Source organism: Phyllobacterium sp. SL163, from assembly GCF_049896885.1.
In the GTDB taxonomy this organism is placed as follows: domain Bacteria; phylum Pseudomonadota; class Alphaproteobacteria; order Rhizobiales; family Rhizobiaceae; genus Phyllobacterium; species Phyllobacterium calauticae.
This window is the reverse complement of sequence record NZ_JAFCVE010000004.1, coordinates 492,581-504,676: the sequence shown is the minus strand read 5'-3', so window position 1 is coordinate 504,676 and position 12,096 is coordinate 492,581. Positions and strand designations below refer to the sequence as shown.

The window sequence follows — 12,096 nt, the reverse complement described above, 5'->3', positions numbered from 1 at the left end:
GTAACTCCTTGGGAGGGAATTGAGAGTTTATTGATGGATGCGATCAGGTCAGGGTTTTCATGACCACGCCGACGGCGGCCATCATTTCATCGCGTGTACGGCCGGTTTTTCCGACAACGCGCATGCCCTGCACCAGACAGAGCAGCAGCCGCGCCGTCGCCTTGCCATCGACATGGGCGGGCACCGAGCCGTCATTCCGGCCCAGCTCGATCAGGTCCCGTAGCACGGCTTCATTGCTATCCATGGCAGCCGCGACTTTTTTCGCGACTTCCGGATCGAACGTTGCCAGCTCGCTGGCGCAACTGACGACAAGGCAGCCCAATTTTCCTGTCTGGCCATGTGAGACATCGGCATAAAGGGTCAAGGCGTCACGGATGCGTTCATAGCCCGTCTTGTCCGTATCAATGACGGCGCGCAGCTTGCCGCTGCGCACGGTCCGGTACCGGTCAAAGGCGGCCAGAAACACGCCGCGCTTGTCCTTGAACGCCTTGTAGACGCTGCCCGAAGCCAATTGCATGGCGTCGGTCAGATTGCCGATCGAGGTGGCGTGGTAGCCGCGTTCGCTGAAGACGCGCAAAGCCTTGTCGAGCGCTTCGTTCATGTCGAATTCGCGGGGGCGGCCACGGCCGCGCATGGTGTCTGATGCAATGGTTTCGGTCATGCCCTAATATAGGAAATGATCATTCCCTAAATCAAGTGTTATCTCAGATATCCTGCCTTTCGGTCTATTGCGTGCGCGCCTTGGCCACATCCGCCGGGGTAATGGCCGATTGCTTGCCACCGAAATGCCCCAGTACGTAGTTGCTCAGCGCCGCGATCTCGACATCCGAATAGGCGTTGGCGAAGGCCGGCATGGATTGCCTGCCCTGCGGCGTGGTCATGTGCGCGCCCTTGAGGATAACCTGGATAAGGTTGGTCCCGTCGGGATCGTTGACGGTCCGGCTGCCTTTCAGCGCGGCATAGGGCGTTTGCAGACCCTCGCCGTTCCAGCCGTGACAGCTGGCGCAGGCACCCTGGAAAAGCTTGAGCCCGAGCCCATCCTGCGCGTCCGCAGCAGGGGCATAGGCGGTGGATGCGGTGAGCGCAGCCGGTTCCGCTTCGACAACCGCATTGTCGGTGGACGTCTGCGGCGGCACCGATTTCACATAGGTGACGATGGCCTTGATGTCTTCCGGCGTCAGATGGCGCAGGCTGAAGTCGACGGCTTCCCCCATGCTGCCGGTGGCGGCGCCGCGATTTTCCGCATGGCCTTTCGAGAGGTAGTCGAAAAGCTGCTGGTCGCTCCAGCCGCCGATGCCGGTGCGCATGTCCGAGCTGATATTGTAGGCCTTCCAGCCCTGCAGTTCGGCCCCGGCGAATTTTCTGCCATTATCGACGGCGTAAAACACGTTGCGCGGGGTGTGGCACTCGCCGCAATGGGCCATGGCTTCGACCAGATAGGCACCGCGATTCCATTCAGCCGTCTGCGCCGGGTCGGGCTGCAGCGGGCCGCTCGGCACGAAAAGCAGGTTCCAGAAGCGCATGACATAGCGCTGGTTGAAGGGGAAACCCAGTTCGTTCTTCGGCGCGTCGGCTTTGATCGGCGGCAGGCTGAAGAGATAGGCCTTGATTGCCAGTGCATCTTCCGTCGTCATCTGGGCATAGGCCGCATAGGAAAAGGCGGGGTAGAGATTCTGCCCGTCCTTGTCGATGCCCTGATGCAGCGCGCGCACGAATTCCGCATCGCTCCAATTGCCGATGCCCGTCTCCTTGTCCGCCGTGATGTTGGGCGAATAGATCGTGCCGAACGGCAGTTTGAACGCGAGACCTCCGGCATAGGGCTTGCCGCCGGCGGTGGTGTGGCAGGCAACGCAATCGGCGGCGCGGGTGAGATATTCACCGCGATCGATCAGCGCCTGTCCTGTCGGCAGCTTCGCCTGTGCCGCGGAAACATCCGGCAGGGAGGCCGGCTTGAATAGGAAGATCGCGACGCCTGCCGCAATGACAACCACGACGGCGAGCAGGAGGAGGCCGAGTCTTTTCATGATTCAGGGTCTCACAGCTTTTCGAGTTCGGTATCGGCCGGTTTTGCGCTCGCCAATGCTGCCGCCAGAGGCGCCGCGAGCGGAGGAATCATCGACACGCTTTTCTTGTCGGTGCCGTCGGTTTTCAACGCGTCGCGGTTGAAGGGCAGCGTGCGCAGGCGCTTGCCGGTGGCCGCGAAGATGGCATTGGCGAGGGCGGGCGCCGCCGAAACCGTTGCGGTCTCGCCGATACCGCCCGGGGATTCGCTGCTCTTGACGTGGTGGATTTCGATCTTCGGCGCTTCATTGTTGCGCAGGATGCGGTAGTCGTGGAAATTACTCTGATCGACGCGGCCATCGGTGAAGGTGATGCCGCTGTAGAGCGCGGCGGAAAGACCGAAGATCAGCCCGCCTTCGATCTGTGCTTCCACCGTATTGGGGTTGATGGTGATGCCGCAATCGACGGCCACAACGGCGCGGTGCAGCGTGATTTCGCCTGCCGGAGAAACCGAGATTTCCAGCACCGCGGCCATGTAGCTGCCAAAGGCATCGTGCAGGGAGATGCCCCGGCCCATGCCAGCGGCAAGCGGCGTTCCCCAGCCGGATTTCTCGGCGACAAGTTCAAGCACGCCCGCCGCACGCGGCTGGTTCTTGGTCAGGGCACGGCGATATTCCACCGGGTCCTTGCCCGCCGCATGGGCGAGTTCATCCATGAAGCTTTCAACCACGAAGACATTGTGCGTGGGGCCGACCCCGCGCCACCAGGTGATGGGAACAGGCGGGTCCTCGCGCACCCAGTCGACCTGGATGACCGGCAGGTCGTAGGGTGGCTTGGCCGCGCCTTCGACCGCGTCATCGTCGAGCTTGTCCTCGGGCCAGCCGCTCGGGATGTAGTTTCCGAGCACCGAGCCGCCGGCGACATGGTCGACCCAGACGGTCGGCAATCCGTCGGCACCGAGCCCCGCGGCTATGCGGTCGTGATAGGCGGGGCGGTAAAGGTCGTGCTGGATGTCCTCTTCGCGGGTCCAGATGATCTTGACGGGATAGCTCACCTGCTTGGCGATGGCGACAGCCTGCGCCACGGATTCCGCCACGAGACGCCGGCCAAAGCCGCCGCCGATGAGCTGGTTGTGCAGAATGACTTTCTCCAGGGGAAAGCCGGTCACTTTCGCAGCGAGGCCTTGCGCGATAGCCGGGACCTGGGTGCCGACCCAGATTTCGCACTCGTCGGGCCGCACATGCACGACACAGTTGATCGGCTCCATCGGGGCATGGGCAAGGAATGGCAGCTCGTAGGTTGCCTCGACCTTCTTGACGGCGGCTTTCATTCTGCCGTCCACATCGCCTTCCTGGCGCGCCATGATCGGCTTCTTGCGCTCGGATGCGGCTTTCAGCGCCGCCATGATGTTGGCACTGGCTAGGTTGGCGTTCGCCCCTTCGGCCCAAGTGATGTCGAGGGCTTCCAGGCCCTTTTTTGCCGCCCAGAAATGATCGCCGATTACGGCGACGGCGTTGTCCAGCCGGACGACATCGCGCACGCCGGGAATGGCACGCGCGGCCTTGTCGTCGACATCGCCGAGCTTGCCGCCGAGGACAGGGCAGGCGGCGACGGTTGCCACCTTCATGTCAGGCACGCGGATATCGATCCCGTATTTCACGGCGCCGTTGACCTTGCCCGGCGTGTCCAGCCTGCGGCTCGACTTGCCGATCAGCTGGAAATCCTTCTGGTCCTTCAGTTTTACCTCGGCCGGCACGGGTTGCCTGGCTGCCGCGTCGGCAAGCGCGCCATAGGCAAGCTGGCGTCCGGTTGGCTGGTGGGTCACCACGCCAAGCCTGGCCACGCATTCGCTCACGGGTACGGACCATTCCGCGGCGGCTGCGGCAACAAGCATCATTCGCGCGGTTGCACCGGCCTTGCGCAGGGGTTCCCACGTGGCGCGCATGGAGGTGGAGCCGCCGGTCGCCTGTCCGCCCAAAGCTGCCGTGGCGTAGAGCTTGTCGTTCGGCGGCGCATCGACGGCCTTCACCTGATCGAGGCTGACTTCCAGTTCTTCGGCAATCAGCGTCGCTTCGCCGGTATGGGTGCCCTGGCCCATTTCGATATTGGGAAGGATGAGGGTGATCAGCCCGTCCGTGCCGATGCGGATGAAGGCATCGGGCGCAAAGGCGGCGGTGACATCGCCGTCAACCGGCTGTGCGGTGCTCGCAGCAAGCACCGGTTTGATGCCCGCGCCGAACAATGCAAATCCCAGAAGCAGTCCGCCGCCCTGCAGGAAGGCGCGGCGCGAGGTGGCTGTTTTCGGGGAGGAGGATGGCTTGCTCATGCTGGCTATCTCCATTTCCTCAGGCCTTCGCGGCCTGTTTTATCGCCGCTCGTATCCGGGTATAGGTGCCGCACCGGCAGATATTGCCGGACATGGCCGCATCGATATCCCGGTCGCTGGGGTCGGGATTGCGATCGAGCAGGGCCGAGGCAGACATGATCTGCCCGGACTGACAGTAGCCGCACTGGATGACTTCGAGGTCAAGCCAGGCGTCCTGAATCTTCTTGCCCGCCGGCGTGGCGCCGATCGCCTCGATCGTCGTGATCTTCCGGGCACCGACGGAAGCGACAGGCAGGACGCAGGAGCGTACGGGCCGCCCGTCGAGCTGCACCGTGCAGGCGCCGCACTGGGCAATGCCGCAGCCGAACTTGGTGCCGGTCAGGCCAATCACGTCACGCAGCACCCAGAGCAGAGGCATATCCTCCGGCACGTCCACATTGCGCTCTTCGCCGTTTATATTCAGGGCTATCATTCGGCCGCTCCTCGGTTATCCGCATCCCGTGGGACAGGTGTCAAAGTCAACGCAGCGTATGCGATTGTTCGCACAGAAAAGCGGTGCTTACCAGAGGTAGTAACGGGAAGGTGATCGCACCGGTCGCACTTGCGATGTCACGGGGTGGAAGGGTGCGCCGGCAAAACAGCAATCAAAGGCGATACGCTCGCTTGCGTATCGCCGGAGATTGATCTGCGATATTTATCGGATGATCAGATTGCAAGGATAACCGCAGTCACCATCAGTGCACCGAACAAAATGACCGAGCACGTCATCCAATTGGATAAATCGCCATTTTCCTTAACGTGTCGCATCGCCTGCCTCCTGTTGAGCGTAGCCGGATAATCCGGCGCGTTCTCAAGGATCACGAACACCCGCCGCTGACTCTGATGGCCAACGATCGTTTTTGCTCGGAGTGATTCATGTCCTGCTGCCGGAGCGTGCGGAACGGGTGTTCAGCCATCCGGATAACAGCAAGCGGATAATAACACTTTTGGATGTGCCGCTCAATTTGTTGTCCGCCACAGAATCATCACATTTGATATCGGAGCCGTGAAATTGCGTTAACTTTTCGTTAAACGACCACTCTTGGAAAGACCATTCGTACAAGGGCACCGCGCCCCGCATGGAAACTGGCCGGTGCGTCGTGCATTTCCAGTTGCCCGCCGTGATCCTCGACAATCTTCTTGACGATGGCCAGGCCAAGTCCCGTTCCCTTTTCGCGGGTGGTCACGTAGGGTTCCAGCAGCTGGTGGCGGTTCTCAGCCGGCAGGCCCTTGCCGTTGTCCAGCACCTCGGCAACGATGGAAGGACCGGCAGCCATGGCCCGCACCAATATATGGCCTTCGCTGATGGCGCCCGACTGCAGAACCGCATCGATGGATTCCGACGCGTTCTTGATGATGTTGCCGAATGCCTGCCCCAAAAGGCGGCTGTCGAAATTGCCGATCAGCGGTTCGTCGGCGAATTCGTGGGCAAACTTGATCTGGCTGTTGCTGATTTCGACAAGGAACGATGCATCGCGCAGCACATCGCGGATGTCAGTCGCCGCCAGTTGCGGCTTGGGCATGCGGGCGAATTCGGAAAACTCGTCCACCATGCGGCCGATATCCCCGACCTGCCGGATGATGGTCTCGGTGCACTGGTCGAAAACCTCGCGGTCCTCGGTGATCACCTTGCCATAGCGGCGGCGCAGCCGTTCGGCGGAAAGCTGAATGGGGGTCAGCGGGTTCTTGATCTCATGGGCGATGCGCCGGGCCACATCGGCCCAGGCGGAGGAGCGGTGCGCGGCCACCAGATCGGTGATGTCGTCAACGGTCACCACGTAGGACGTGTTGTGCGTGTCCGCGTCTTCCCGGGTGATCTGGACGTTGAAGGAGCGGGCGACGCCGTTGCGGGTCATGGCGATCTGCTTGCGGCTCGAGGAGCGGCCGCTGTCACGCGCCGTGGTGAACACTTCGCCGAACTCCGGCAGGAGCTCCGTCAGGTTGCTGCCGATGGTGGAGACGTGATCACCCAGCAGCATGGTTTCCGCCGGCCGGTTGATAACGGCGATGTCGCCTTCGGTGTTGACGCTGATGACCCCGGCGGTCACCCCCGAAAGCACGGCTTCGGTAAAGCGCCGGCGCTCGTCGATCTGCTCCTTGGCGGAAATCAGGTCGGTGTGCTGGGTCTTCAGCTGCTGCACCATGTTGTTGAAGGTGAGGGAGAGCGAGCCGATGTCGCCATCGGAGCCGCGCACGGGGACCGAGACGTCGAAATCGCCGGTTGCCACTTCTTCCGCCGCCCCGATCAGCAGGCGGATCGGCTGGACCACGCGGTTGGCTACCGCGATGCCCGTCCAGACGGCGGTGAGCAGCAGCAGCAGCGTCAGTTCGATGTAAAGCAGCGCATAGGCGATCTGCGTGTTCTTGCGGTTGCTGGCCAGCGATTGGTACTCGCTGTTGTTGTCCGTCATGATCCGCATGTTGTTGAGGGCCGAGGGATCGATCGTGCGCACGGTGTAGAGATAGAGATCGGGCAGGGCCTGCGTCTTGATCACCGCGCCGACGAGATTGGTGGCGCCCGGCGGGATCAGCACCGGCCGGTCGCCGGCGGCGCCGCGCAGGGCCGACAGGGGCACCGGCGGCAAGGTATGGTCGTTGATGAGGCTGGCGCTGACGACGGGCGTGCCGCTCGAATCGACCAGGGATGCACCCAAAAGGTTGTTGCGGCCGGCATCATAGGTCAGCCAGTCGGAAAAGGCGCCGCGATCCAGGCTGAAAAGCATGCGCCGCTGGTCGAGCTCGATGACCATGGACAGGGTCGTGGTCAAAAGGTTCTGCGCATTGTCCTCGGTATAGGACTGCGCGGCCTTGATGGACATGTCGATGATCTTGTTGTTGTCGACGTTGATCCATGAGTTCAGCCGGTTATCAAGGATGATCAGGGAAAAACAGGCCACGATGATCGACGGAATCGATGCGATGAGTGCAAAGATGAAGGCGATGTTGGTGTGCAGGTCATTGTGCTTTTCCTTGTTCTTGAACAGGAAGAGTTTGCGCACCGTGGCATAGGACAGATAGACCAGCAGCAGGATCGAAACGGTGTTGGCCGCGATGATGAGCTGGGTTATCTCTTTCGTCGGCGAGATGCTGGTGATGCCCATCATGACGATGAACGAGGCAATCGTCGTGGCCAAAGCCAGCAGCGTCATATACAGCGCGCCCTTGGGCAGAACCTGTTGCTTGATCTCGGTTTCGCTGGAGGACATGCATCAGCCTCGTTGGGTCAGTCCGTCGGATAACGAAGACCGCAGTATTCCCCTGTGGATTATCGGGCGGGGTGCCGCTTGTAAAGCAAGCTTGCATTCAGGCACCGGTTTGAGGCAACAGGAAGCCGGTGCGTTGCTGATCTGCCACGCGGCCCGGCTGGAGTATCGATATGACGATCCGCAGGATTTTGAAATTCCCCCATCCCGATCTGCGGGCGAGGGCAGACATTGTCACCGTATTCGATGACGGTTTGCAGCATCTCGTTGCCGATCTTCTCGACACGATGCGCGATGCACCGGGCATCGGCATAACCGCGCCGCATATTGGTGTTCTCAAACGTGTTGTCGTCATCGAGCTTGCGGATGGTCAGGGCATGCGGTCCTACATCAATCCGTTGATCGAATGGTCATCGGATGTGCTGGTCAGGAACATGGAGGGCAGCGTGTCGATGCCCGGCATGAATGACGAGGTTGAACGTCCGGCGGCCATCCGCATACGCTATCAGGATATATCCGGCGCGGCGCAGACGCAGGAAGCGGACGGGCTGCTTGCGGTTTGCCTGCAGCACGAGATCGATCAGCTCGACGGCATTTTCTGGCTGTACCGGCTGTCGAGGCTCAAGCGCGACCGGTTGATCAAGCGCTTCGAGAAACAGCAGCGCATCCAGATCGCTTAGACCACTGCTTTATCGGCCTGTAACAAGGTTGAACAGCTGAACGATAATTAACCTTAGATTGCAGTATTTAACTTGACGCTCCGGCTCTCCCGTCGCCAAAGTAGACATAATGCGGTGGGTGACTGCAGAGGAGCGAAGATTGCGTAATGCCATCGAGTAAGTCGCGAAACTCACCGTTCGACACCCAGAATGAGCGTGGTGGCGACCGCTTGCTCCAGATTGAAGCCGTCTATGACAAGGTCCCGGTCGGGCTTTGCTATCTCAATCGCGACGGCATCTTTGTCACGGTCAACGATCAGCTTTCCCGGATGCTTGATGTCAGCAGCGATCTTGCGGTTGGCCGGTCGGTGGAGGATGTGGTGCCCGACCACGCCGCCTTGCTGCGCGCCAGCCTGATGGCGGCCCTGAAGGAAAAGCCCATTCCCGATCACACGATGCAGCGGGGGGCTGAAACACTGATGATTTCCGCCGCTCCGGTGACCAATGATCTTGGAGAAGTGGCGGGAATTTCGGTGGCCTACACCAATATCACCACCATGACCAAGATTTCCGAGCGACTGGCCGAAATCGAGCAGCGCACGACCTATGCGCTCGAGAGCGCCGGGCAATGGATATGGGATATGAATATTGCGACGAACCGGGTCTGGCGTTCGCCGCAGTACCGGACCCTGCTCGGGCTGGACCCGGCCAGCCCGGCGGCGGAGAACGTGGCGTGGGACATCGTGCATCCCGATGACAAGGCCCGCACGATCCAGGCATTCGAAGATGTTGTCAGCGGCCGGAAACCGCATTTCGAAGCGGTCTACCGGGTGCCGCGCGGCAATGGCGGCGAGGCATGGATACTCAGCCGCGGCAAGATCGTCGAATATGGTCCCGACGGATCGCCGCTGCGGCTGCTGGCGACCAGCGTCGACATCAGCGGTCAGAAACAGATTGAAGAAGAGTTGTCCTCAACGGTGCGGTTGCGGATGGAGCTGGAGCAGAAACTGCTCGACGCCAACCGGAAACTGAAAAAGCTGTCGGAAAGCGATCATCTGACCAGCCTGCCGAACCGGCGCAAGTTCAGCCGCCTGCTCAAGCGGGAATATGAGCGGGCGAGTGATCACGGGCAGCCGCTGGCCTTGCTGATGATCGATATCGACTACTTCAAGGCCTACAATGATGTCTATGGCCATCTGGCCGGGGACCGGTGCCTCGTGCAGGTGGGGCGTGTCCTCAGCAAGGTGATCGGCAAGGGCACCGGCGTTGTCGCGCGTTTCGGCGGGGAAGAGTTTGCGGCGCTGCTGCCGGGCGCCAGTATCGATGAGGCGGCGGACATTGCCACGACCTTGCTGGAGGCCGTTGCCGGCCTGCATCTGGATCAAGAGGATGTTCCGGCTGGCCGGACATCGGTCAGTATCGGCATCAGCGCGCTTGCACAGTTGCCCGCCGCCACGCAGGACGGCGCGGATGCTTTGGTGAACCTGGCAGACCGGGCTCTCTACGAAGCAAAGCGCGCCGGACGCGGCAGGGTGCGTGTCTGGGGCAGTTTTTCCACGGATTAGGCGGTTCTATCGGCCCGGCGTGCGGATGGTTTTGCGCCAGACCATCGATGCGTGCAGGCTGACGGAGCGGTTGTCCAATCCGGATTCGTCGGCGTCATTGGTCAGCCATTCCACACTGGTTCTGACGATGTCCTCGACCGGCTGGGCAAATGTTGTCAGCGCGTAGGACGACCAGTCGGCCTGGGGGATGTCGTCGAAACCGGTCACGCAAAGCTCGTCGGGAATGCGCAGGCCGAAATCGTGGCGTGCGCTGTCCATCAGCCCGAACGCCATGAGATCGTTGACGCAGAACACCGCATCGGGCCGGGTCGGCTGGGTGAACAGCATCCGGGCAATGTGCTGCCCGCTCTCATAGACCGTGTTGCCATGGCGGATCACCCTCACCTCCAGCCCGAATTCGGCGGCGGCGGCAATGAAACCATGTTCGCGCGCCATCAGGCTTGGCGTGCCGACGGCCGAATTGGCAAAGGCCAGTCTGCGGCAGCCGGCACGCAGGAAGGCATTGACGGCCGCCCGCGCGGCGCGCCTGTCATCGAGATTGATGCGGAACGGCCCTTCGATCTCGTCATCCCGGTTGATCAGGACAATGCGCTGCCCGCTGTCGAGGCAGAGTTTGGTGATCGCCTTGTCGGGGAGGCCGGAGAGCAGGATCGACGCGTCCGCCCGGTAATTGAGCGTCTGCCGCAGGGCGGCATCGACGCTGCCGTCAGAGCGGTCGGTGTTGATGATCATGCACACCTTGCCGGCCTTCTGCAGCGCATGGGATAGTTCCCGCACCAGCCGGGCGCGATAGGGCGTGTCCATTTCCGAGGCAACGAGACAGACGATGCCGCTTTCGCTGCGCATCAGGCCGCGGGCAAGCTGGTTGACGTGATAGCCGAGCGCATCCGCCGCTTCGATGACGCGCCGGCGCGTCTCGTCGGACACGCTGGCGCCGGGGGTGAACGTGCGTGAAACCGCCGAACGCGACACACCGGCTCTTTTTGCAACGTCTTCGGCGCTGATGAATGACTTGTTCAACGAGATTTCCACCCGGGCAACATTCGGTTTTTCCATAGATTGCACACGATTGCTCTTCTCCGCAAGGCAAGCATATTCAAATTTAATCGGACAAAACCAACAAGCCGGCTTGACATGAACTGTTCGCATGTGAAACTTTTGCACACGCTTGCAAAACAAGCAGCGGCATGGAGGTGCCGTTTTTTCAGGGAGGAGAAATTCATGCGTTCAGTCTTTGCCATTGCTGCTGCTTTTGCTGCCGGTATCCAGATGATGCCGATGGAGGCGCGTGCGGCGGACAATCTCAATCTGATCTGCTCGGCCGATGTCGTCATCTGCGAGCTGATGAAGGGCATGTTTGAGAAAGATACGGGCATTCAGGTCAACATGGTGCGCCTGTCGTCGGGCGAAACCTATGCAAAAATCCGCGCCGAGGCGCGCAACCCCAAGACCGATATCTGGTGGGCGGGCACGGGCGATCCGCATCTGCAGGCGGCATCCGAGGGCCTGACACAGGAATACAAATCGCCGCTGCTCGACCAGTTGCAGGACTGGGCCAAGAAGCAGGCGGAAAGTTCCGGCTACAAGACCGTCGGCGTCTATGCCGGGGCGCTGGGATGGGGCTACAACACCGATATCATCAAGAAAAAGGGCATGAAGGAAGCCAAGTGCTGGGCCGATCTGCTCGATCCGTCCTACAAGGGCGAAATCCAGATGGCCAATCCGAACTCGTCGGGAACAGCCTATACGGCGCTCGCATCGCTGGTGCAGATCATGGGCGAGGACAAGGCCTATGACTATCTGAAGAAGCTCAATGCCAATGTCTCGCAATATACGAAGTCCGGTTCCGCCCCGGTGAAGGCCGCGGCGCGCGGTGAGACGGCGCTCGGTATCGTCTTCATGCACGACTCGGTGGCCCAGACGGTCGAAGGCTTCCCGGTGAAAACCGTCGCGCCATGCGAAGGCACGGGCTACGAAATCGGCTCCATGTCGATCGTCAAGGGCGCGCGCAATCTCGATGCGGCGAAGAAATGGTATGACTGGGCGCTGTCTGCCGAGGTGCAGTCGCACATGAAGGAAGCAAAGTCCTTCCAGCTGCCATCGAACAAGGCGGCGGTCGTTCCGCCGGAAGCGCCGAAGTTCGAAGACATCAAGCTCATCGATTATGACTTCAAGACCTATGGCGATCCGGCCAAGCGCAAGGAACTGCTTGACCGCTGGGACAAGGAAATCGGCGCAAGCGCCAATTGACCTGAGTTCAGCAGTTCCGCGTGCCCGGTATTTCTATTCGGGCACGCCAGCCA

9 protein-coding genes are annotated in these 12,096 nt (G+C 61.1%); 3 read left to right on the top strand and 6 right to left on the bottom strand.

Annotated elements, in window-relative coordinates:
* Window positions 1-43 precede the first annotated feature (43 nt).
* From ACP7B1_RS12160 to ACP7B1_RS12140, 5 genes are all read right to left on the bottom strand, one after another.
* A complete protein-coding gene (locus tag ACP7B1_RS12160; RefSeq protein WP_346307094.1) occupies window positions 44-661 on the bottom strand; it encodes a TetR/AcrR family transcriptional regulator in 618 nt (205 codons plus the stop codon).
* 64 nt (window positions 662-725) lie between these two features.
* Window positions 726-2,024: a c-type cytochrome gene (locus ACP7B1_RS12155; RefSeq protein ID WP_346307093.1), complete on the bottom strand. Its 1,299-nt coding sequence runs from the start codon at window positions 2,022-2,024 to the stop codon at window positions 726-728.
* A gap of 11 nt (window positions 2,025-2,035) precedes the next feature.
* Entirely contained in the window at window positions 2,036-4,327 is a 2,292-nt protein-coding gene (locus ACP7B1_RS12150) for a molybdopterin cofactor-binding domain-containing protein (protein WP_426136931.1), read from the bottom strand.
* A 19-nt stretch (window positions 4,328-4,346) separates the two neighbouring features.
* Window positions 4,347-4,799, bottom strand: a complete 453-nt coding sequence (locus ACP7B1_RS12145) for a (2Fe-2S)-binding protein (RefSeq protein ID WP_346307091.1) — start codon at window positions 4,797-4,799, stop codon at window positions 4,347-4,349.
* Between the two features lie 595 nt (window positions 4,800-5,394).
* Window positions 5,395-7,572, bottom strand: a complete 2,178-nt coding sequence (locus tag ACP7B1_RS12140; protein ID WP_346307090.1) for a PAS domain-containing sensor histidine kinase — start codon at window positions 7,570-7,572, stop codon at window positions 5,395-5,397.
* Window positions 7,573-7,742: 170 nt separating this feature from the next.
* Between ACP7B1_RS12140 and ACP7B1_RS12135 the strand changes: the two genes are divergently transcribed.
* Both ACP7B1_RS12135 and ACP7B1_RS12130 read left to right on the top strand, forming a co-directional pair.
* Window positions 7,743-8,249, top strand: coding sequence for a peptide deformylase (locus ACP7B1_RS12135; protein WP_346307089.1), 507 nt, complete (start codon window positions 7,743-7,745; stop codon window positions 8,247-8,249).
* A gap of 209 nt (window positions 8,250-8,458) precedes the next feature.
* Window positions 8,459-9,793: a diguanylate cyclase gene (locus ACP7B1_RS12130; RefSeq protein ID WP_346307088.1), complete on the top strand. Its 1,335-nt coding sequence runs from the start codon at window positions 8,459-8,461 to the stop codon at window positions 9,791-9,793.
* 6 nt (window positions 9,794-9,799) lie between these two features.
* Here ACP7B1_RS12130 and ACP7B1_RS12125 read toward each other — a convergent pair whose 3' ends face one another.
* Entirely contained in the window at window positions 9,800-10,813 is a 1,014-nt protein-coding gene (locus ACP7B1_RS12125) for a LacI family DNA-binding transcriptional regulator (protein ID WP_426136930.1), read from the bottom strand.
* Between the two features lie 201 nt (window positions 10,814-11,014).
* On the opposite strand from ACP7B1_RS12125, the gene ACP7B1_RS12120 reads away from it, so the two are divergent.
* Entirely contained in the window at window positions 11,015-12,043 is a 1,029-nt protein-coding gene (locus tag ACP7B1_RS12120) for an ABC transporter substrate-binding protein (RefSeq protein ID WP_346307086.1), read from the top strand.
* The last annotated feature ends 53 nt before the right edge of the window (window positions 12,044-12,096 follow it).